At 73.5% G+C, this 18,994-nt stretch carries 23 protein-coding genes; 13 read left to right on the plus strand and 10 right to left on the minus strand.

The annotated features are described in order from the left end of the window. The first annotated feature begins 282 nt into the window (after positions 1 to 282). The gene (locus IG74_RS0117330) at positions 283 to 669 is read left to right on the plus strand and encodes a RidA family protein (protein ID WP_030677234.1); all 387 of its coding nucleotides are present in this window, start codon (positions 283 to 285) and stop codon (positions 667 to 669) included. A 67-nt stretch (positions 670 to 736) separates the two neighbouring features. Here the strand turns inward: IG74_RS0117330 and IG74_RS0117335 are convergent, their stop codons facing one another. Next, complete coding sequence (locus tag IG74_RS0117335; protein ID WP_030677238.1) at positions 737 to 2,110, minus strand: alkaline phosphatase; 1,374 nt, start codon at positions 2,108 to 2,110, stop codon at positions 737 to 739. Between the two features lie 269 nt (positions 2,111 to 2,379). Between IG74_RS0117335 and IG74_RS0117340 the strand changes: the two genes are divergently transcribed. From IG74_RS0117340 to IG74_RS0117350, 3 genes are all read left to right on the plus strand, one after another. Then, on the plus strand, positions 2,380 to 2,577 hold the full coding sequence (locus IG74_RS0117340) for an antitoxin (protein ID WP_030677239.1): 198 nt from the start codon (positions 2,380 to 2,382) through the stop codon (positions 2,575 to 2,577). Positions 2,578 to 2,781: 204 nt separating this feature from the next. Further along, complete coding sequence (locus IG74_RS0117345; protein WP_030677240.1) at positions 2,782 to 3,543, plus strand: GNAT family N-acetyltransferase; 762 nt, start codon at positions 2,782 to 2,784, stop codon at positions 3,541 to 3,543. A gap of 128 nt (positions 3,544 to 3,671) precedes the next feature. Continuing rightward, positions 3,672 to 4,862: a serine hydrolase domain-containing protein gene (locus IG74_RS0117350; protein WP_030677241.1), complete on the plus strand. Its 1,191-nt coding sequence runs from the start codon at positions 3,672 to 3,674 to the stop codon at positions 4,860 to 4,862. A 94-nt stretch (positions 4,863 to 4,956) separates the two neighbouring features. Here the strand turns inward: IG74_RS0117350 and IG74_RS0117355 are convergent, their stop codons facing one another. Further along, a complete protein-coding gene (locus IG74_RS0117355) occupies positions 4,957 to 5,616 on the minus strand; it encodes an NAD(P)-dependent oxidoreductase (protein WP_078868834.1) in 660 nt (219 codons plus the stop codon). 123 nt (positions 5,617 to 5,739) lie between these two features. Here IG74_RS0117355 and IG74_RS0117360 point away from each other — a divergent pair, with 123 nt between their 5' ends. The 3 genes from IG74_RS0117360 (at position 5,740) to IG74_RS0117370 (ending at position 8,541) form a co-directional block, all read left to right on the plus strand. Then, on the plus strand, positions 5,740 to 6,096 hold the full coding sequence (locus tag IG74_RS0117360; protein ID WP_030677243.1) for a winged helix-turn-helix transcriptional regulator: 357 nt from the start codon (positions 5,740 to 5,742) through the stop codon (positions 6,094 to 6,096). Continuing rightward, the gene (locus IG74_RS0117365) at positions 6,093 to 7,049 is read left to right on the plus strand and encodes a hypothetical protein (RefSeq protein ID WP_158857652.1); all 957 of its coding nucleotides are present in this window, start codon (positions 6,093 to 6,095) and stop codon (positions 7,047 to 7,049) included. The genes IG74_RS0117360 and IG74_RS0117365 overlap by 4 nt, the downstream gene beginning before the upstream one ends. Positions 7,050 to 7,326: 277 nt before the next feature. After that, positions 7,327 to 8,541 (plus strand): hypothetical protein, encoded by a 1,215-nt coding sequence (locus tag IG74_RS0117370; protein WP_030677245.1) that lies wholly within the window; start codon positions 7,327 to 7,329, stop codon positions 8,539 to 8,541. Between the two features lie 75 nt (positions 8,542 to 8,616). Here the strand turns inward: IG74_RS0117370 and IG74_RS0117375 are convergent, their stop codons facing one another. Then, positions 8,617 to 8,808 carry a hypothetical protein gene (locus tag IG74_RS0117375; RefSeq protein ID WP_030677248.1) on the minus strand — a complete coding sequence of 64 codons (192 nt, stop codon included), beginning with the start codon at positions 8,806 to 8,808 and terminating at the stop codon, positions 8,617 to 8,619. A gap of 294 nt (positions 8,809 to 9,102) precedes the next feature. Between IG74_RS0117375 and IG74_RS0117380 the strand changes: the two genes are divergently transcribed. Beyond that, entirely contained in the window at positions 9,103 to 9,867 is a 765-nt protein-coding gene (locus IG74_RS0117380) for a GNAT family N-acetyltransferase (protein ID WP_030677251.1), read from the plus strand. A gap of 49 nt (positions 9,868 to 9,916) precedes the next feature. Here IG74_RS0117380 and IG74_RS0117385 read toward each other — a convergent pair whose 3' ends face one another. Beyond that, on the minus strand, positions 9,917 to 10,654 hold the full coding sequence (locus IG74_RS0117385; protein WP_078868836.1) for an STAS domain-containing protein: 738 nt from the start codon (positions 10,652 to 10,654) through the stop codon (positions 9,917 to 9,919). 136 nt (positions 10,655 to 10,790) lie between these two features. On the opposite strand from IG74_RS0117385, the gene IG74_RS0117390 reads away from it, so the two are divergent. After that, positions 10,791 to 11,141 (plus strand): helix-turn-helix transcriptional regulator, encoded by a 351-nt coding sequence (locus IG74_RS0117390; RefSeq protein WP_030677257.1) that lies wholly within the window; start codon positions 10,791 to 10,793, stop codon positions 11,139 to 11,141. Between the two features lie 107 nt (positions 11,142 to 11,248). Here IG74_RS0117390 and IG74_RS0117395 read toward each other — a convergent pair whose 3' ends face one another. The 5 genes from IG74_RS0117395 to IG74_RS0117415 form a co-directional block, all read right to left on the minus strand. Next, entirely contained in the window at positions 11,249 to 12,574 is a 1,326-nt protein-coding gene (locus IG74_RS0117395; protein ID WP_158857654.1) for a hypothetical protein, read from the minus strand. 158 nt (positions 12,575 to 12,732) lie between these two features. Continuing rightward, positions 12,733 to 13,221 (minus strand): beta-class carbonic anhydrase, encoded by a 489-nt coding sequence (locus IG74_RS0117400; RefSeq protein WP_030677263.1) that lies wholly within the window; start codon positions 13,219 to 13,221, stop codon positions 12,733 to 12,735. A 215-nt stretch (positions 13,222 to 13,436) separates the two neighbouring features. Beyond that, complete coding sequence (locus tag IG74_RS0117405; protein WP_030677266.1) at positions 13,437 to 13,793, minus strand: hypothetical protein; 357 nt, start codon at positions 13,791 to 13,793, stop codon at positions 13,437 to 13,439. Next, positions 13,787 to 14,497, minus strand: coding sequence for a hypothetical protein (locus IG74_RS0117410; RefSeq protein ID WP_234334357.1), 711 nt, complete (start codon positions 14,495 to 14,497; stop codon positions 13,787 to 13,789). The genes IG74_RS0117405 and IG74_RS0117410 overlap by 7 nt, the downstream gene beginning before the upstream one ends. After that, positions 14,488 to 15,075, minus strand: a complete 588-nt coding sequence (locus IG74_RS0117415; protein ID WP_051854968.1) for an RNA polymerase sigma factor — start codon at positions 15,073 to 15,075, stop codon at positions 14,488 to 14,490. Before IG74_RS0117415 ends, IG74_RS0117410 begins: the two co-directional genes overlap by 10 nt. 182 nt (positions 15,076 to 15,257) lie before the next feature. On the opposite strand from IG74_RS0117415, the gene IG74_RS0117420 reads away from it, so the two are divergent. Genes IG74_RS0117420 through IG74_RS0117435 form a run of 4 tightly spaced genes read left to right on the plus strand, consistent with a single transcriptional unit; the run spans position 15,258 to position 17,585 of the window. Then, entirely contained in the window at positions 15,258 to 15,770 is a 513-nt protein-coding gene (locus IG74_RS0117420) for an Asp23/Gls24 family envelope stress response protein (RefSeq protein WP_030677276.1), read from the plus strand. A 50-nt stretch (positions 15,771 to 15,820) separates the two neighbouring features. Then, the gene (locus IG74_RS52115; protein WP_030677279.1) at positions 15,821 to 16,006 is read left to right on the plus strand and encodes a hypothetical protein; all 186 of its coding nucleotides are present in this window, start codon (positions 15,821 to 15,823) and stop codon (positions 16,004 to 16,006) included. Next, positions 16,003 to 16,986: a DUF6286 domain-containing Asp23/Gls24 family envelope stress response protein gene (locus IG74_RS49415; RefSeq protein ID WP_051854969.1), complete on the plus strand. Its 984-nt coding sequence runs from the start codon at positions 16,003 to 16,005 to the stop codon at positions 16,984 to 16,986. Before IG74_RS52115 ends, IG74_RS49415 begins: the two co-directional genes overlap by 4 nt. Then, the gene (locus IG74_RS0117435; protein ID WP_051854970.1) at positions 16,983 to 17,585 is read left to right on the plus strand and encodes a hypothetical protein; all 603 of its coding nucleotides are present in this window, start codon (positions 16,983 to 16,985) and stop codon (positions 17,583 to 17,585) included. The genes IG74_RS49415 and IG74_RS0117435 overlap by 4 nt, the downstream gene beginning before the upstream one ends. A 25-nt stretch (positions 17,586 to 17,610) precedes the next feature. On the opposite strand, the gene IG74_RS0117440 is transcribed toward IG74_RS0117435, so the two are convergent. After that, entirely contained in the window at positions 17,611 to 18,987 is a 1,377-nt protein-coding gene (locus tag IG74_RS0117440; protein ID WP_030677288.1) for a cryptochrome/photolyase family protein, read from the minus strand. Between the last annotated feature and the right edge of the window lie 7 nt (positions 18,988 to 18,994).

Genomic DNA, 18,994 nt, shown 5'->3' on the forward strand with positions numbered 1-18,994 from the left:
ACATGGGGACTCCTCGGGGACTGCTGAGCGGGTCGGGTGCGTGTGGTGACGGCCTTGCAGCGTTGCTGGCGTCGCCGTCATGGGTCTGACGCACCGGCGCCGACGCATGTGACAGCTCCGCACGACTTTCTTCACCACCGGTGTCCCGACCCCCACGGGGCCCGCTCCGCACCGCCGCCGCGCCCTCGCGGAAATCACTTCCCCCGCACCCCTGCCGTGCCCGATGATCGCCCCGCAATCGCGTACGACGCGCGTCCCACTCACCCACCAGGCAGGCAGCTGATGGAACTTGTGCCCCACAACCCGGCCGAAGGGGTCTACGCGGCCACGGACGACTACGTGCACGCCATGGAGGTGCGCGGCGCCGAACGGCTCCTGTTCGTCGCGGGCACCATGGGCCTGGACCCGGCGGGAAAGCCCGGAGCGGACCTGGCGGAGCAACTCGAACTGAGCTGGGCGAACATCCGCGCCATCCTCGCGTCGGCCGACATGACCGTTGCCAACATCGTGCGGCTGACCAGCTACTTGCGCGATCCCGCGTACGCCGATGCCAACGCGGCCGCCCGCACGGCCGCGCTCGGCGGCAGGCCCGTCCCGACCACCGCCGTCGTGGCCACCACGCTCGTCAGCGAGTGGCTCGTCGAGATCGAGGTCGTGGCGGCCGGCTGAGACCCCGCGCACGCGTACGGCACACAACCGCTGGGGTCGTGTGCCGTACGTGCGTGTTCGGATCAGGTCAGCGCCGGCGCAGCGCCTCGCGGACCGTGGTGAACAGGTCGGTCTGGTTGGTGACGCCGAGGACGCGGTACGCCTGCGGGCCCTGGGCGGCGATGCGGACCTGGGTGCCCGTGTGCTCCTGGGCCTTGCCCGGGGTGTTGGTCGAGTAGTTGACCTTCAGCTGCTGGCCCTCGTCGGTGACGAGGGTGGAGGTCAGGCCGGGCGGCTGCGCGTCCAGCGGCACGATCTGGCTGGTGTGGCCGTGGTCGGCGGTGGTCACCACGAGGGTGTCGGGGTGCTTGGCGGCGTACGCGCGCGCCACCTTCACCGCGCGGTCGAACGCGGCGGTCTCACCGATCTGGCCGCACGGGTCGGCCGCGTGGTCCTGCTTGTCGATGGAGGCGCCCTCGATCTGCAGGAAGAAGCCCTGCTTCGAGTGCTGCTTCTTCTGCTTGGCCTCGAGGAGCTTGATGGCCTGCGTGGCCTGGTCCGCGAGGGCCGGGGTGCCGTCCGGGCGGCCGGGGTTGGAGGTGACGCAGCGCTGCGGCGCGGTGCCGCCGACGGCGGCGGGCTTGCCGGTCCACTCCGTGGCCACGTTGCCCTCGGCGAAGAGGCCGAGGACGGGCTTGCCCGGCTTGACGGCCTTCAGCCCGGCCTTGTCGGTGACGACCTGGTAGCCCAGCTTCTTCGCCTGCTCGGTGACCGTGCGGCCCTTGTACTTGCCGTCGGTGACCTTCTGGTCGAAGCGCTGCTTGCCACCGCCGAGGAGCACGTCCACCTTGTGGTTGACGCTCTGCTCGGCGATGGAGCCGGGGCCGCCCTTGGCGATGGTGTCGGCCGGGCACTTGGCCATGTCGGCCGGGCCCTGGCAGCTGCGGTCGCTGGCGTGCGAGGCGAGCACCGCGGGGGTGGCGTCGGTCAGCTCGGCGGTGGTCACCGAGCCGGTGGCGTAGCCCCGGCGCTGCGCGAGCTCCAGGATCGTCGGCACGGCCTTGTCGGTGTCCGGCGTCTTGGAGATGCGGCCGTTCACGGTCTTGTGGCCGGTGGCCCAGCCGGTGCCGCTGGCGGCGGAGTCGGTCACGTACTCCGGGGAGCCGTCGGGGTGCACGGCGTACGTCGTGTAGCTGCCCGTCAGCGGGAACTTGTCCATGTTCAGACGGCCACCCGCCCCCACGGTGTAGTCGCGGGCCAGCGTGATCTCCGAGTCGCCCATGCCGTCGCCGATGAGCAGGATGACGTTCTTCGCCTTACCGCCCTTGATCGCGGCCTGGGCCTGCTCCTTGCCGCCCGAGGCCCCCGCCGTGGCGGTGACCGCGACGGCGGCGGTGGCGGTGGCCGCGACCACGGAAGCGGCGACGATGAGAGTACGGGGGGACCGGCGCGGTCTGGACATGCACGACTCCTCGGTGAAGTACTGGACTTGTCGGACACTTCACCAGCGCCATGTGAACCGGCGGAAACGCCCGGGCGTTGTTTCCCTGACGTGTGCGTGACACGAAATGGATCTTGTTGGGCGGGGCGGGCGCGGCGCCGCTGACGGGTTCCTTTCCGCGCGGGCCGCGCCTGTCCGTGGGGGTGCGCCCCGGCCGCCGCATCTCGCCCAGCACATGGGATCATGGTCCTGACCAGGGGAAACCCAGAAATAGAAGGATGAGGCAGTACATGTTCGACGCCCTGAAGAACCTCAAGGACAAGGCCGAGGACCTGGCGCAGGCCCACGGGGACAAGATCTCGGGCGGGCTTGAGAAGGTCGGCGACTTCATCGACAGCAAGACGGACGGCAAGCACAGCGACAAGATCGACACCGCTGTGGACAAGGCGCAGGACGTCGTCGGCAAGCTGGGCGAGAAGAAGGCCTGATCCGCGGGCCTGGCCCGCAGCCCTGGCCCGCAGCCCTGGCCCGCAGGCCGGGGCCGTCGTCGGGGTCGGGGCGGGGGAGGAGCGGGCGGGCGGCAGGCGGTTCGTGAGGGAGCCGTGAGGCGGCGGCCGGAGGGTGCCCGGGACCGTGTTCCCGCGCGGGGAAATTCACGGGCGGCCGTGGCCGTGGCTGCCTAGGCTCCCCGCATGACCAGCTCAGAACGTCAGCGGATCAACGCCTTCCTGTCCGCCTTCGCCCGCCGCCAGGCCGCGCGCGTCGTGGATCTCCCGGGCGGATTCGCCGTCCACGACGACGCCTTCGCCCACTCCCGCATGGACAACCAGGTCTTCATCGACGCGGCCGTCGACGCGGAGGCGCTGCCCGCCCTCGCCGAAGAGGTGCTGGGCCGGCTGGCGCACCGACGGATCTCCGTCCTCGACGACGCGACCGGCACGGCCTGCGCGGAGCCGCTGATCCGGGCCGGTTACACCCACTCCACCTATCTCGTCATGCTGCACACGGGCCCCGTGCACGTCGGCGGGGCCGCGGCGGAGGTGGACCTCGACGCGCTGCGCGCGCCGCTCACCCGGCGCTGGCGGGGCTTCCTCCCGGACGTCGACGACGAGGTCGTACGCCACCTCGTCGAGCGACGCGCGGCCCGCCGGCGCGGGGCGGACGTCGTTCGCTTCCTGGGCTCCCGCACGGAAGAAGGCGAGGTCGCCTCGTGGGCCGACCTCTATGTGGACCCGGCGACCGGCACGGCCCAGATCGAGGACCTGGTCACCGTGGAGGCCCACCTCGGGCGCGGCCACGCCGACGCCGTCCTGAGCGCCGCCCTGCGCTCGGCCGTCGACGAGGGCTGCGGCATCCGGTTCCTCACCGCCGACGCGACGGACTGGCCGCGCCACTGGTACGAGCGCCGCGGCTTCACAGCCATCGGCGTCACCCACGGCTTCGAACGCGACTGAGGCGGGATCCGGGGGTTAACCCCAGTCGGAGTCGGGTGGGTAGCGGGATCGTCCTGAATGATCGATTCCGGAAATCCTTGGGCTCGGCACCAACCGCCGACGTTCCCACGATTTCCTGGAGTTGACCCGTGCGCGTACAGGCAGGACAGACCTTCCGCTCTTCCGGACGGCAGCGGGGCGGCCGCCGCCGCGTCGTGCTGGCCGCGGCCGCGGTGGCCGCCGGTGTGATGTCCATCGGTGCCCTCCCACCGTCGGCGGCGTCCGCGACGTCGGCGGCGTCCGCCGCCCGGCCGGACGCCGTGCAGCAGGGTCTGAACGCGCTGGTGCGCGACGGCGGCCCGCCCGGTGCCCTGGCGAGCGTGACGGACCGGGACGGCCGCACCCGTAGCTACACCGCGGGCGTCGGCGACCTGGCCACCGGCGCGAAGGTGCCACGGGACGGACAGGTGCGCATCGGCAGCAACACCAAGGCCTTCACCGCGGTGGTCGTGCTGCAACTCGTCGCCGAGAAGAAGATCAGCCTCGACGCCTCCGTCGACACCTATCTGCCCGGCCTCGTCCGGGGAGAGGGCATCGACGGGCGCCGCATCACCGTCCGCCAGCTGCTGCAGCAGACCAGCGGACTCCCCAACTACACGGACCACCTCGACTTCCCCGCCATCCAGCACCGGTACTTCGAGCCCCGCGACCTCGTCGACATCGCCCTGAAGCACAAGGCCCACTCCGAGCCCGGCACGAAGTGGGAGTACAACAACACCAACTACGTCCTGGCCGGTCTGATCATCCAGAAGGTCACGGGACGCCCCCTCGCCGAGGAGATCGACAAGCGGATCATCCAGCGCGTCGGGCTGCGCCACACCTACTTCCCGGGCGTCGGTGAGAAGACGATCCGGGAGCGCCACCCCAAGGGCTACATCAAGGGTCCGGACGGCAAGCAGCTGCGCGACTTCACGGAGATGGACCCGTCCTGGGCCTGGGCGGCGGGGCAGCTCATCTCCACCAACGCCGACCTCAACCGGTTCTTCGGCGCGCTCCTGAAGGGCGACCTGCTGCCGAAGGCCCAGCTCGACCAGATGCGCAAGACGATCCCCGCCAAGGCCCTGGGCCCCGGCGTCCGCTACGGCCTGGGCCTCGTGAGCAGGCCGCTGTCGTGCGGCGGCCTCGCCTGGAACCACGGCGGCGACATCGACGGCTACGAGACCCGGGGCGGCGTCACCAAGGACGGCCGCGCCGCCAACGTCGCGGTGACGAGGATGCCGGGCGCCCAGGCGGACGTGGACCGCGTGGAGAAGGTCGTGGACACGGCCCTCTGCCGCTGACCCCGCCACGGCCAGAGCGCCGGTCGCCGCCGCCGGGGGGCAGAGCCCGGCGACGGCGACCTCTTGTCCGCGCGCTCGCGGACACGGGGGGCCGTCAGGCCCCGGCGGCGGCCGCCGTCACCGCCAACTGCACGCGGCTGTGGCGCGGTGCCTCGATCTCGTCGAGCAGGGCGAGTGCGAGATCCGCGTGGGAGATCCGGCCCGGCCCGTCGAGGACGGTGCCGACGGCCGTCCGGTAGCCGCCGGTGGGTGCGGCCTCCGCGGTCAGGTCCAGCGGCGGCACGACCATCAGCCAGTCGAGCTCAGGCCCGGCCGTGGAGAGTAGCTCGAACTCCGCGACGTGCCCCTGGGCGAAGGCCCGCCACTGCGCCGGGAAGTCCGCGCCGTCCATGATCCGTACGCCGGGGGCCGTTTCGAGGGTCGTGGCGATGCCCAGGACCAGCAGCCGTCGCACGCCCGCCTCCGCGAGCCCCGCGATCAGCGCGCCCGCCGCGGCGGTGAAGTGGTCCTCGGACCCGATGTCGAGGCGCGCCGACGCGTTGACCGCCGCACGGTGACCCGGGGCGAGCGCCGCCACCGAGCGCGGATCGGTCACGTCTCCCTGCACGACGGCGACCCGCTCGCCGCCCAGGTCCTGGTACTTGGCGGGGTCACGGACCACCGCGGTCACCCGGTGGCCACGCGCCACGGCCTCGGCCACCGCCGCCCGGCCGACGCGTCCACCCGCTCCGAAAATGATGATGTCGCTGTTCATGACGCCGACGTTAGGACGGGGGTGCCTGGTTACTGCAAAGGTACTGGGGTTAGCGTCGGGCGGGTGAACCAGCCACCGCGCCCAGCCAAGACACCGCCGTCAGAGCAGCCGTTGCACCCGGAGATGTTCGAGGATCCCGGCTGCTCCGACCGCGCGGCGCCGTTCCGCGTCGGCGACAAGTGGACCGCGATGGTGCTGCGCTGTCTGGAGGGCGGCCCGCGCCGGTTCTCCGAGCTGCGGGTGCCGCTGCACTGGGTCACCCCCAAGGTGCTCACCGAGACCCTCCGCTCGATGGAGCGCAACGGCTTCGTGAGCCGGACGGCGCACGACGAGAACCCGCCGCGCGTGGAGTACGAGTTGACCGCGCTGGGGCGTTCGCTCCTGGAGCCGCTGGACTTCGCCTGTGACTGGGCCCGCACCCATGTGCCGGACATCGTCGCGGCGAGAGCGGCCTACGAGACGGACCGAGCGGCGCCATGACCGGACACGACGAAGGAGCTCAGGGCGGGATCACGTTGAATTCCGCGCTGCGAGCGGAGATCAACCTGCCCTGCCCGGCGAGCGGCACGGCCTATCGCGCACTGGCTGAACCCTGGTTCGCCGCCGCGCTCGACGCGCTCGCGGGTCCGCTGTGGGCGGAGCTCACGCCCGCGGCGGATCTCACCGACCGCGCCGACGCCCTCAGCCGCGGCGAAGCGGCACCGGGCGAGCTGTGGGCGACCTTGGTGCTGCTGGAACCCACCCGGCGGCGTCAGAAACCGTACGAAGTCCCCTGGACCCCGAAGAACTGGACCGCCTTTCTCCGGGACCTCGCCTCCATGCCCGGTCACGCCAGCGTCTGCCTGCGGGTCATCGGCCGCGACGGCCATCCCGACCAGCCGTGGCTCGACGTGGCCGTGGTCAGGGAGCAGGACACCCCGGAATGCGTCTCGCTCGTCGCTTCCCGGACGACGGAGGAATTCGCCGACCCCGGCGTCCGGCACGAGGCCCAGCGGCGCTGGACCGACTTCTTCCGCACCCAGGTGAACCGTCACGAAGGCATCCTCTACGGAAGCGTCGCGGACGACGGCGAATTCGTCACAGGAAGGACCGCCCTCGAAACAGATCTCGGGCTGCTCCTCGAGGACACGTTCCCCCACTTGGACACCGTGCTCCGTGGCTATGCGTGGTGGACGGTCTGTCCCCCGGACGTCGTGGCGGCGCTCGGCGGGATCGAGGCGCTCCGCGACAGCGGTGCCTTCCACGAGGTGGCCCCGCTGCCCGGCGGCGGGGCATCGCTGCGGGCGACGGAGAACATCTGGTCCTACGGTCCGGAACGGATCCGGGCGGTCTTCCGGACCCTGGCGCCCGTCCTGCCCGAAGGGCTGCCGGTCGAGGGGATCTCCTCGGACCCGAGCAGACTGATCTACGAGGACGCGGCGGACCACCGCTGAACGGTGCGCGGTGCAGCGGCGCGGCCCGGTCGGCTCGGCGCGGTCGGCTCGTAAGAGGGCCCGCCGCGACGGGGGAGCACGGCGGGCCCGGCCATCAGTGTGCCCGAGCGCGCCTCGGTCATGCGTGCCGGGTTCCGGATTTGGCCGAGTGTCTCCGGTGCGGCGCCCGCCGCGTTCTGGACCATTCGGCCTGGAAGGAGACAAGTGGCGCGCTCGCACCGGCGGAGTCGTACGAAAGACTCTGGCGCCCGCCGGATGGCCAGATACGGTGCTGAACATGGCGAACAGCACGAGGACCGACCACGACCTGCCCGGATACGCCTTGCTGATTGCCGCCGAGCCACCGGTGCGCCACCCGCTCGCCGTCACCGCCCAGTTGCCGCCGCTGGCCGCACTCCCGCCGGCCCGGCTCGTCGGCACCCGGCAGGCGAGCGCGGTCCAGCTGGCCAATCCCGACGACCCCCAGACCGTCCTGACGTGCCTTCGTACGGCCGCGGCCACCGAGGGGCACCTGCTCGTCCACGCCGCCGGTCACCTGGTCGTCGACACCCGTCAGCACCGCCTCCACCTGGCGCTGGCCCGCACCACCGCCCGCACCGTCCGCTACACGGCCCTGCCGTGGCACTGGCTCACCGCCGAGCTGCGGCACCGGCCGCCGGGCAGCACGACCGTGGTCGCCGACCTGGCCGCCGACACCGGTGTCTGGCAGGCGCTCGTCCGCCGCGAGCAGGCGCTCGACGGCCCTTACGCGCTGTACGGAGCCGTGCAGTTGGAGGACCGCCGCCATCGGCCCGCTCCTGCCTACACGCGCGCCTTCGCCCACATCCTGCGCACGGTTTCGGTCACACCTCCCGCTCATGTGCTGCATGAGCAGGCCGTCGGTGCTGCCGCGGCCGACGTCGACGACGACGCCACTCTTTGGCTGGGAGGCGTCGCTCCGGCGGGATCCGTGGAGCAGCGACCGCTCGACATCCCCGCGCCCAGGACGGCACCGGCCGCGCCGGCCGCCCCGCTCGTGTCCGTCGTGCCTGCTTCGGCCGCACCACCCGCCGCCGCCCCGGCCTTCGCGGATCCGCACCGCGCCATCAGCGAGGCGAGCCGGGCGGGGCGGCACGCGGAGGCCGCCGCCATCGCCGCCGCGTGCGAGCAGAACGCCCTGCGCGGCCACGGTGCGACCTCGCCGGAGGTGGCCCACTGGATCGAGGTGCGCGCCTTCCTGGCCTTCGCCGAGGGCGCCTTCGACCGGGCCTGCGAGCTGTGGATGCGCGGCGCGGTCACCCGCCTGATGGCCGAGCAGCCGGAGAGCGATCCCGCTGTCGCGGAGGCCGTCGACCGCGCCCATCACGCCTGGCACCGCGTCACCGAGCCCGGCCGCGTCCGGGAGCTGGGCACCGAACTGCTCAGCCTGCGGACCCGGGTCACAGGGAAGAACGGTGCCCGTGAGGACGTGCGGCAGCGTCTGGCGAAGCTCGCCGAGGCCCTGAGCCACTGAAGCCGTGAGCCCCCGCAGGAGAACCGGGGCCAGCGCCGCCCGGCCCACGCGTCCCAGTGTTCCGCCCATGGCCGGTCACGCTCCCAACTTGGCGCTGCGGGGCTTCGTCGCACCGAAGACCAGGGACGTTCCCGCGTGGATCTGGATGAAGAAGGTGCTCTCCTCGCACAGACTGCCGGTGAAGAGCCTGCCGTTGGCGTCGGTGAAGTTCTCGACGCTGACCGCTTCCGCGGCCTGGGCGGAGAGACCGGTGACGAGCGCGAGCACGGCACCGACGGCCGCGAGGGGCCTCGCCGGTGCGCCGCCACGCGCGCTTCAGGGTGTACATGAGCGTGTTCCCCCTTTCTGGGCCTTCATCGCTTTCAACGAGCGGCCGACCGGGGCTCGTCCCCGAGGGGCGGCACCCGCGTACCGTCCCGGTGCGGGCGTTGCCGTATAAGGCCACGTCAGAGCCGATTTGCCGCACCCCGGGGCCCGTATGTCAGAGTGTCCGTCCCGGTCGGTCGAGCGCTTGGCGTTCCCGTACCCGTGTACCCGTACCCCCTTCCTTTGCTGAGAGCGATGCAGGCTACGACTCTTGTCTCCCGGACCGCCGACCTGTTCGACCAGGGCCTGGAGCGCCGGTCCGGCTCCGCCCTGTTGCGCTTCGGTGCCGCGCGGCGGCGCCAGGACGACCGGACCGGCTGGTCCGGCGAGGGCGCCGTCGCCTGGCTGGACGCCGGGCGCGGCCATGTGTGGAGCGTCGGCGACGCGGCGGCCGCCGCGGCCCTCGTGCTGAACGCCGAGCGGGAACGGCCCGGTGAGGTGAGGGAGTTCACCGGGCCGTGCGGCAGTGACGCGCTGGTGGGGGAGCGGCGCGAGCTCGCTGACGTCGTCGAGTGGGTCTTCCGCTGGACGCTCGTGGAACCGCCCGCGATGCGCAACGAGGAGCGCGTGGTCGAGCTCGGCGAGGAGCACCACGAGGAACTGGTCGCCTTCCTCGGCGCGCACAGCCCGGCCCACTCCACGGGCCCCGGCTCCGCCGACGTCAGCCTCTGGGCCGGGATCCGCGACGCGCACGGGCGGCTCGTCGCCTGCGGCGCGCTGAGCAGGCTGCGCGACAGCGGGGTGCCGCTGATGGCGTCCGTCGCCACCGACGCGTCCCGGCGCGGCGAGGGCCTCGGTGCCGCGCTCACCGCCTGGCTGACCCGGTACGCGGTGCGCGAGCACGGCTGCTGCACCCTGTGGCAGCTCGCCGACAACCTACCCGCGCGGCGGCTCTACGACCGGCTCGGCTACCGCGACGAGGACCCCTGCGTCTCGGCGCGCCTCGTCGGCGTGGCGTAAGGCCCGCGGCGCGGACCCCGTGGCCCGTCGCCGTCGTCGAGGCGGCAGTTCACTGCCCGTGCCCGGCCCGGGCGTGCAAGGCCGTGACGTGGGTGACGGCGGCGGACAGCTGTTCCTGGATCGCCTCCGGCAGCGGCGCGCCCTTGATGGAACCCACCACCTGCTGAGCCAGCAGATACAGCTTGACGTTGGTGTTCTGCGAGGTCATGACCAGCACGTCCCACGCCTCCTCCTCGCCGAGGGCGAAGACGGCCATCAGGATGCCGCGGGCCGTGTCGATGGGACCCCTGGTCTGCATCGCACGCCGCAGCTGTACGACCTTGACGCGCAGATGGGCCTCGGAGTCGCCGGAGTCTCCGGAGCCGTCCGCGGCGGACGGGACGCGCGCCTCCGCGTCGGCCTCGGACGTGAACAGGGGCAGGGCGTCGGCCAGTGCGAAGACCCGCTCGGCCGCCGGGCTGATCGCGCGGATCCTGACCGACTTCGGCTCCTCCAGGGCTTGTTGCCGCACGGTCAGCAGGGTGTTGAGCCCGGAGCAGTCGCAGAACTCGACGCCGCCGAGGTCCACGTCGATGCCGTCGCCGGAGAGGCTGAGGGCCGTGCGCAGCTCCCGCCGCAGTTCCTGGTCCGTGTCGAGGTCCAGATCGCCGCGGACGGTGACCACGAGGCGTTCGCCCTCGGTGCGGGCGTGGATCGTCAGCTCGGACTGCGGTGCCGTACTGCGGGAATCGACAAGTCCGGCACGGCTGTCCGCCTGCCCGGTCCCTGACTGCGCCGCCTGCGGCATGGTCTTCTCCCCTGGCCTGGAGCGCTTGTGCTTCTGCCGCCACCAGATTCGCCGCCCCGCGAACCAACGTCAACGGATACACGAAATATGGTTCACGTATTTTCATGCCTGAACTGTCTGGCGTACGCTCTGCCTCATGGGTGGAGCACCGGAGCCACATACGGGGTGGACGTTCATCACCAACCACGCGCGGGTACTCGCTGTCATCGCCGAGAACCAGAACGCGCGGGTCCGGGACATCGCGGCCCGCTGCAGACTCACCGAACGCGCCGTCCAGAAGATCATCTCCGATCTGGAGCACAGCGGGTACCTGTCCCACACCCGCGAGGGGCGCGGCAACACGTACCAGATCGAACCGGGAACGATCCTGCGCCACCCCGCCGAGGCGGGCCTCACCGTGGCCTCCCTGCTCGGTCTCCTCGCCCGGGTCGACACCCGGCACGCGGCAGCGCCGCACGTCGGCCAGGAGTCCGCGAGCGACGCGTGAACGACGCGACCTAGGCGCCGTCCAGAGGCTGTACGCGGCCCACGCAGCGGACCCGGCGAACGCTGGGCGCGTTCGCCGGGCCGTGACGAGGACGAGGCGGATCGGCCTCAGCCCGTGACGATCTGGCTGCCGAAGACGGGGGAGAAGGTGCTGCTGAGCGCGTAGTCGACGCGGTCGAACCTGAAGTGCCAGGCGCACACGCGGCCGGGCCAGTTCTCGCCCCGGCAGGGGACGCGCGCGTCGTTGGCCCCGGAGGTCACCGTGCCCACGGCGAACACCCGCTGGCCGTCGCCCGAGAGGCTGAAGACCGGCCCGCCGCTGTCCCCTTGGCCGGGCCCGTACTGAGCGGTGTTCTCACTCGCGTACGCGCTGGGGCCGGGAGCCCCCGACGGGTCCGGAGGGTCGATGAAGCTGATGGTGAACCCGCACAGCGCGCCCGAGCGCGAGCCGGAGGTGCAGACGTGGTTGCCGACGTAGGTGCCGTCCCGGCCGCCGATGGGCTTGGTGAAGGTGGAGTTCTGCCAGTTCCCGTCCCACATCCGGCCGGACCCCGCGGCCCCGATGGTCGCGTGGTCCGAGCCGACGCTGTGGTTGCCGTAGCCGCCCATCGCGTCGCCGCCCCCGTCGTAGGCGGTGGCGCCGCCGGCGCCGCAGTGGCCGGCGGTGAGCAGCGCGGGCGTGTTGTTGGGCAGGCGCAGCGGCCAGCCGACGGTGCAGTTGGAGAGGCGGGCACCGGCGTAGTACGGCGTGGTGTCGTCCTCGCGGCAGTAGCGGGCGCCGTCGGCGCACCTGCCGGTCAGGGGGACGGCCCGGGAGCCCTGCGGGCCGGCGCCCGGGGCGACGGTCACCGGGACCCCGTCGGCGGTGCGGCCGTGCCGCTGCGCACCCGGGGCCCAGCGCACGACGACGCCGCTGCCGTCGGGCCGGGGCACGGCCATGCTCGTGGCCCCCGAGGTCTTGAGCCCGCGCACCGCGGTGCGCAGGGCGTCGTTGCTGTAGCGCGCGGGCAGGACCTCGACCGGCACGTCGCCCGCGCGGCCGCCGAGCTGTCGCCGCATGCCGTCGGGCACGGTGCCGTGCCAGTACACGCGCAGCGCGCGGTTCTTCGGGGCGGCGACGACGCCGACCGGATTGTCGTGACCGGCCGTGCGCGCGGCCGTGAGGATCTTCGAGGCCTTGGCGTTGAGGCGCTGCTGCGTGGTGAACAGGTCGGACCAGGTGGCGAATCCGTCGGGCGCCGGGCCCGTGGGGAACTGCGCTCCGGGCGTGCGCGGCACGGGCTTGGGAGGGGTGCTCGCGGAGCTGGCCTCCCCTGTGGTCGCGGCGACGGCGGTGCACGTCAGGAGCAGCACCGCGCCGAGGACGAAGGTTCTCCCGCGCCGCCTGCCACGGGACTCCGGCCCGGTCCGGCGCGAGGGTAATCGGTGTGTCATGGCATCCTCTCGTGGCCTGGGAAACGTCAGGCCGAGGATGGGGCCGAGCGGCGCGAGAAGTCACCCTCTCATTCCGGTCAGCCGGACAACCCCACGTGCAAGGAGGGGAGTTCGAGCCAGCCTCCGGCGGTTCGGTCGAGGCGGTACGCCGTGCGCGTCTACTTCACCTCGGTGAGCTGCCCCGTGGCGACGTCGAAGACGAAGCCGCGCACGGCATCGGTGTGCGGGACGAACGGGCTGGAGGCGATGCGGCGGACGGACTGGCGCACGTCGTCCTCCAGGTCGGAGAACGCCTCGGCGGCCCAGGGCGGACGGATCCCGGTCTCCTCCTCGATCTGCCGCTCGAAGTCGCCGTCGGTGAAGGTGAGCATGCCGCAGTCCGTGTGGTGGATCAGGATGATCTCGCGCGTCCCCAGCAGGCGCTGGCTGATGGCGAGGGAGCGGATCCCGTCGTCGGTGACCACCCCGCCCGCGTTGCGGATGACGTGGGCCTCGCCCTCCTCGAGGCCGAGGACCGCGTACACGTTCAGCCGGGCGTCCATGCAGGCGAGAACCGCCACCTGCCGGGACGGGGGGAGAGGCAGCGGGCCGCGGAACGACGCGGCGTAGGCGGAGTTGTTGGCCAGGTACTCGTCGGTCACGGACATGGCGCCCTCACCTTCTGGGACCAGGGCGTCCCCGGAACCCGTCGCTCGGCACCGTAGTGACGGGACCGGACAGGGGGGAAGCCTCGGGCCCGTTCCGCCATCGTCCTGCCATACGCCGGCAATGTTCGGGCCCCGTACCAGGCCCCGCCACGGTGTCCGGCCGCACGGCGAGCCGATACGGCTGCCTCGGTTCGGCCCGGACGGCCGCACCCCTCTCACACGATGCCGCTGACCGTCACCGACACGTGGACCAGGACCTTCGCCGGCAGGGTGGTCCGCGCGGCCCGGGTCGCCGCCTCGCGGACCGCGCGGGTCACGTCGACGGCGCGGTGGCCCCGGTGCACCACCACGAACACCTCCACGGAGAGGCGGCCGCCGTCACGGGAGCCGGGTGGGATCCGTATGCCCGAAGTCGACGCCGTCGGCGCGCTGTTGACGCGGCGCGTCGCCGTGGCGGCGGCGCGCAGGCGTTCGGCGAGCCCCGGCCGCAGGAAGGCCACACCGGGGACCTCGCCCACCGCTTCGGCGACGGCCTCCACGAGCCGCCGGTCGTCCTGCGCCCGGGTCACCATGCCCCGCCTCCGCTCCGGTCCGCGCCGCCCGGGCCCGTCGTGCCGTGGCCGTCACCCGGCCCGCCGTCGTCGTCCAGGAGGAGATCGGTGATCACCACGTCGACGGCCGCCACGCGCATGCCCAGGGCGTCCGCGGCCGCGTCAGCGATCCGGTGCCGTACGCGGTCCGCGACGTCCGGGAGGTCCCAGGACGGGGCGGCCTGGATCTCGATGCGCACGCCGACCGGGTCGCGCGGCGCGCCGCCGGACCCGGCCGGGGCCACGCGGCAGCTGCCCGCCCGCACGCCCGGCAGCGTCTCGGCGGCCGCGCGGAACGTCCGCGCGGCCGCGGCCTCGACGATCCACGCGTCCTCGTCCGCCTCGCCCAGCGGAAGCGTGCGCCCGGGCCGCAGTTCGAGCCGGACCACGTCCATGATCCGCGCGCTGAGCGCCGAGGCGTCCGAGGGCCAGGCGGAGCGCTGCGCGGCACGCGCCCGCCACACCACGTCCTGCAACTCGTAGAAGCCGTCGAGAGCCGGGAGGCAGTACGGGCAGTCCGCGAGGTGCGGATCCGGCTCGCCCGCCTCCCCCGCCTCCCAGACGTCGGCGAGGCGGCGGCCGCAGGGCAGCCGCTCCTCCTCCGGCACCGTCGCGTCCCGGGTGCCGTCGGACGGGATCGGCGCCTCGTCGCCCGCTCCGGGCCCGCCGTGTTCGTTCACCGCCATGCCGCCATCGTCTCCATCAAGTGGCGCCGCGCCCGGAAGACCCGGGCGCGGGCCGCTCCCGTCGTGATGCCGACCGTCTCGGCCACGGACTCGTACGGCATGTCGTCGAGTTCGCGCAGGACCCAGCACACGCGCTGTTCCGCCGACAGGCCCTCCATGGCCTTCGTCAGGTCCTCGACGGCGGCGATGCCCTCCACGGCCCGCGGCGGCGAGACCTGGTACTCGGGCGCGGCGGGTTCGGGCACGTCGTCGAGGCCCGCGACGCGCGGCCTGGCGCGGAGCAGATTGAGGCACCTGTTGGTGACGATGCGGTGCATCCAGGTGCCGAAGCGGGCGTCGCGGCGGAACTCGGGCAGCTTGCGCCAGGCACTCACGAACGATTCCTGCACGGCGTCCTCCGCTTCCGTCGGGCTGCCCAGCAGCCGGGTGGCCAGCTGCAACAGTCGGGGGCCGTGGCGCAGGACGAGCGCCTCGAAGGCCTCCTCGTCCCCTTCCGCCGCCCGTATCGCGAGCAACGCGTCGTCGTGCCGGGGGGAAGGTCCTGCTTCCCGCGGTGTCCCGTCCTCGTCCCCGGGCACGCTCGGCTCCTCTCTGGTGGTCCTCTCCATACGACACGGCCGGGGGCACGGACGTTACGCGACCCTGACCGATTCCTATTCGGCCGAAGAAGTGCCCGCGGATGCGTAACACGCGCCCGGGCACACGGGTCAGAGCAGAGGGAAGGCACCTACGGACACACCGTGAGACGAGGAGACGCCCCATGGCGACACAAGAGCTGGCTTCGAAGGCGAACACGCCCCAGACCGCGGAGAACACCGGTGGCGGCCGGCCGAACGCACCGGGCGCCACCACCCTCACCGGCCGCACCGGCGCCGACGAACCGGCGGCCACGCGCGGCAGGACGTCCATCGCCGACGTGGTCGTGGTCAAGATCGCGGGCATGGCCACCCGGGAGATCCCCGGCGTGTACGACATGGGCGGCGGCCTGTCCCGTGCCATCGGCGCCGTGCGCGACCGCGTCCCGGGCGGCCGCTCGAACGTCGGGCGCGGCGTGAAGGTGGAGGTCGGCGAGCGGCAGACCGCCATCGACCTGGACGTCGTCGTCGAGTACGGCGTGCCGATCACCGACGTCGCCCACGACGTCCGCGAGAACGTCATCGCCGCCGTGGAGCGCATCACAGGCCTGGAGGTCGTCGAGGTCAACGTGGCCGTCAACGACGTGCACCTGCCCGAGGACGACAACCCCGACAACGGCTCGGCGCGCGTGGAGTGAGCGCCCGCACGTCGTGAGTCCCGTCCCGTCCCCCTGACATGAGGTGAAGCGTGAGTACAGCCCTGGTGGGTTTGATCGTGGGCATGGCCCTGGGATTCGCCGGCTGGTTCGGCGGCTTCGGCGCCTTCCTGCTGGTGGCCGCGCTCGGCGCGGTGGGCTTCGTGGTGGGGCGGCTCGTGGACGACGGCGTCGGCCTGCACGAGTTCCTCACCGGTCGCGGCTCGGAGCGCCGATGACCACGCCCCCGCGCCCGTCGGCGCCCCGTACGCCCGCGGCGCTGCGCGGCACGACGACCGTCGCCGACCGCGTGGTCCGCCGTGTCGCACAGCGCGCCGCGGCGGAGACACCGATCCCCGGAGGGGTACGCGCCGACGGCGGTTCGGCCGCCGTGCGGGGCCCGGACGCCCGGGTCGGCGTCACCGTGGCACTGCCGTATCCGGGCGTCCTCGACGCGTCGGGCCGGGCGGTGCAGCGGCACGTCACCGCGCGCACCGCCGAGCTCACCGGCCTGGCCGTGCGGCCCGTCAGCGTGCGCGTACGGGCCCTGGACCGGCCGGAGCGGGGCACCGAGGGGACGGCGGGCGGCCCGCCCGTCTCCCTGGTCAAGCGCGGCCCGCACCCCGTGCGCCGCGCCCGGCGGCCCTGGTCCCCGCGCCGTCTGCCCGTCGCCCTGGCCGCGCTGGCCGTCGCGGCCGGGTGCGCGGTGCTGCTGTCCGACGTGGTGGCGGTGCACGCGGCCGGGCGCGCGCCCGCCGCGTGGCGGGTCCGCCTGGTGGCATGGCTGTCCGCGCACGGGCCCGACGGCGGCACGGTCACCGCCTGCGCGGCGGCCGGAACCATCGTGCTCGGCCTGTGGATGGTCGCGCTGGCCCTCACCCCGGGCCGACGCGCGCGTCTGCCGATGGCGCCGCCCGACGAGGAGACGTACGCCGACCTTCCCCGGGGCACGGTCGCCGTCCTGCTGCGGGACTCCGTCGCGGCGCTGCCCGCGACCACCCGGGTCCGGGTGCGGGTGGGCCGCCGTCGGGCACGGGTGCGCGCGGAGCTGGCCTTCGGCGATCCGGCGAGCGCGCGGGAAGAGGTGACGCGCGCGGCGGAGGACGCCCTGGGCGGATGCGGCCTCACGCGGCCCCCGAGGCTGCGCGTACGACTGCGGTCCGGGCCCGGCATCCCCGCCGCCGCGGTTGTCGGGACGGGCGCAGGGGCGCCGGGATGAGCGGCCTGCGCTCCGCCGCCAACAGGGCGGTCCTCCTGGTGACCGGCGCTCTCGCCGTGCTCGGCGGCGCGGCTCTGGCCACGACGGCCGATGCCGTGCGCCAGCGGCTGCCGCAGGGGTGGGCACGCCTGGACCCCGACCGCCTGTGGCTGGACGGGGCGGCCCTCGACCGGTGGCGGGCGCACGGCTGGTGGCCCGCCGCCGTGATCGCCGCGCTCGCGCTCGGGGTGCTCGCCTTCGGGGCCTGCGCGGCGTACGAGATCCGGCCGGGTCGGCTGCGGCGCCTGGCCCTGGGAGACGAGCGGCCCCTGAAGGACGGCGGCATCACCCTGTCCGGCACGGCCTTCGCGGCGGCCCTCGCCGAACGGGCCCGGTCCACGCCCGGCGTCGACGGGGCCCGGGTGCGCCTCCTCGGCCGCCCGCAGCGCCTTCGGGCCCACGTCACGGTGACGCTCGCGCCCGGCGCCGCACCGGCCGCGGTCCTCCAGCGGCTCGCCCGCGACACGCTCGCCGAGGCACGGGCGGCCGCCGCGCCCCGGACGCTCCAGGCCGAGATCCACTTCGAGGTCCGCCCGCACGCCGCGCGCCGACTGCGGTGAGCCTCCGCAGGCCGCGCGGGCCTCGCTAGGGCCGCTTGCCGCGGGCGTGCCGGAAGCGGTCGAGCCCGTAGGACAGCTCGACGATCGGGTCGGGGTAGTCGAGGGCCGCGCGGTCCAGGCCGGGCAGCTTCCACGGCTCGTGCACCGACGGGGCGTCCACACCGGCGAGTTCGGGGACCCAGCGGCGCACGTACGTGCCGTCCGGGTCGTACTTCTTGGCCTGGGTGACCGGGTTGAGCACCCGGTTGGGGCGGGTGTCGGTGCCGGTGCCCGCCATCCACTGCCAGTTGAGCTGGTTGTTCGCCACGTCGCCGTCCACCAGCCAGTGCAGGAAGTGGGCGGCGCCCACCCGCCAGTCCACGTACAGGGTCTTGGTCAGGAAGCTCGCGGTGAGCAGCCGTGCGCGGTTGTGCATCCAGCCCTCGTGACGCAGTTGCCGCATGCCCGCGTCGACGAGCGGGTATCCGGTGCGGCCCTCGCGCCAGGCCTCGATGTCGTCGGCTGCGGTGCGCTCCGTGCGCCAGCGGTCGTGCTTGGTGCGGTAGTCGGCGTGGGCGGCGTCCGGCCGGGCGGCGAGGACCTGGCGGTGGAAGTCGCGCCAGGCGAGCTGCCGGACGAAGGCCTCGGCGCCCGGGCCGCCGTGGCGGCGCGCGCGCCGCACGAGCTCCACCGGGGACAAGGTGCCGAAGTGCAGATGGGCGGAGAACCGCGAGGTGGCGTCGGCGGCCAGGTCGTCATGGGTGCCCTCGTAGGCGCCCAGACCGTGGCGCCAGTACGCGGTCACCCGCTCGCGGGCCGCGCTCTCCCCGCCCGGCGGCAGCGCCGGTGACACCGGGGCGCTCGCGTCGCGCGCGGCCACCTTCTCGCCACCCACCTCGTCGGGTACCGACACCCGGCGCGGGGTGCCGACGACCGGACGCAGCGGCACCCGCGCCCACTGCCGGTGGTACGGGGTGAAGACGGCGAAGTGGTCGGACGAGGCGGGGGTCACCGTGCCGGGCGGTACGGCGACGGTGACCGCGTCGTGCACGAACAGCCGGCGGCCCGCCGTCTCCAGGGCCGCTCGCAGCCGCTCCTCCCGGCCGGTGGCGAACCGGGTGTGCCCGGCCGCCATGTGCACCTCGTCGGCGTCCGCCTCGGTCACCACCCGGCACACCTCCGCCACCAGGTCGCCGGAGCGCACCACGAGCCGCCCGCCCCGCTCGCGCAGCGCGGAGTCCAGATCGGCCAGGCACTCGTCGAGGAAGGCGGTGCGGTTGGGCGCGGCGAAACCGGTCGCCTCGACGGCGCGGTCCCGTACGAACAGCGGTACGACGGCGTCCGCCGCGTCCAGGGCCGCCCGCAGCGGCGGATGGTCGGTCAGGCGCAGGTCGGAGGTGAACAGGACGACCGAGACGTGCATGGGTCAG

Origin of the sequence: Streptomyces sp. NRRL B-1347, assembly GCF_000720325.1 — a bacterium.
GTDB lineage: Bacteria > Actinomycetota > Actinomycetes > Streptomycetales > Streptomycetaceae > Streptomyces.

What these genes read in the sequence shown, in the direction of transcription:
- IG74_RS0117330 (WP_030677234.1), top strand. Translation starts at nt 283, where the DNA reads ATGGAACTTGTGCCCCACAACCCGGCCGAAGGGGTCTACGCGGCCACG.
- IG74_RS0117335 (WP_030677238.1), bottom strand. Translation starts at nt 2,110, where the DNA reads ATGTCCAGACCGCGCCGGTCCCCCCGTACTCTCATCGTCGCCGCTTCC.
- IG74_RS0117340 (WP_030677239.1), top strand. Translation starts at nt 2,380, where the DNA reads ATGTTCGACGCCCTGAAGAACCTCAAGGACAAGGCCGAGGACCTGGCG.
- IG74_RS0117345 (WP_030677240.1), top strand. Translation starts at nt 2,782, where the DNA reads ATGACCAGCTCAGAACGTCAGCGGATCAACGCCTTCCTGTCCGCCTTC.
- IG74_RS0117355 (WP_078868834.1), bottom strand. Translation starts at nt 5,616, where the DNA reads ATGAACAGCGACATCATCATTTTCGGAGCGGGTGGACGCGTCGGCCGG.
- IG74_RS0117360 (WP_030677243.1), top strand. Translation starts at nt 5,740, where the DNA reads ATGTTCGAGGATCCCGGCTGCTCCGACCGCGCGGCGCCGTTCCGCGTC.
- IG74_RS0117365 (WP_158857652.1), top strand. Translation starts at nt 6,093, where the DNA reads ATGACCGGACACGACGAAGGAGCTCAGGGCGGGATCACGTTGAATTCC.
- IG74_RS0117370 (WP_030677245.1), top strand. Translation starts at nt 7,327, where the DNA reads ATGGCGAACAGCACGAGGACCGACCACGACCTGCCCGGATACGCCTTG.
- IG74_RS0117380 (WP_030677251.1), top strand. Translation starts at nt 9,103, where the DNA reads ATGCAGGCTACGACTCTTGTCTCCCGGACCGCCGACCTGTTCGACCAG.
- IG74_RS0117385 (WP_078868836.1), bottom strand. Translation starts at nt 10,654, where the DNA reads ATGCCGCAGGCGGCGCAGTCAGGGACCGGGCAGGCGGACAGCCGTGCC.
- IG74_RS0117390 (WP_030677257.1), top strand. Translation starts at nt 10,791, where the DNA reads ATGGGTGGAGCACCGGAGCCACATACGGGGTGGACGTTCATCACCAAC.
- IG74_RS0117395 (WP_158857654.1), bottom strand. Translation starts at nt 12,574, where the DNA reads ATGACACACCGATTACCCTCGCGCCGGACCGGGCCGGAGTCCCGTGGC.
- IG74_RS0117400 (WP_030677263.1), bottom strand. Translation starts at nt 13,221, where the DNA reads ATGTCCGTGACCGACGAGTACCTGGCCAACAACTCCGCCTACGCCGCG.
- IG74_RS0117405 (WP_030677266.1), bottom strand. Translation starts at nt 13,793, where the DNA reads ATGGTGACCCGGGCGCAGGACGACCGGCGGCTCGTGGAGGCCGTCGCC.
- IG74_RS0117410 (WP_234334357.1), bottom strand. Translation starts at nt 14,497, where the DNA reads ATGGCGGTGAACGAACACGGCGGGCCCGGAGCGGGCGACGAGGCGCCG.
- IG74_RS0117420 (WP_030677276.1), top strand. Translation starts at nt 15,258, where the DNA reads ATGGCGACACAAGAGCTGGCTTCGAAGGCGAACACGCCCCAGACCGCG.
- IG74_RS49415 (WP_051854969.1), top strand. Translation starts at nt 16,003, where the DNA reads ATGACCACGCCCCCGCGCCCGTCGGCGCCCCGTACGCCCGCGGCGCTG.
- IG74_RS0117435 (WP_051854970.1), top strand. Translation starts at nt 16,983, where the DNA reads ATGAGCGGCCTGCGCTCCGCCGCCAACAGGGCGGTCCTCCTGGTGACC.
- IG74_RS0117440 (WP_030677288.1), bottom strand. Translation starts at nt 18,987, where the DNA reads ATGCACGTCTCGGTCGTCCTGTTCACCTCCGACCTGCGCCTGACCGAC.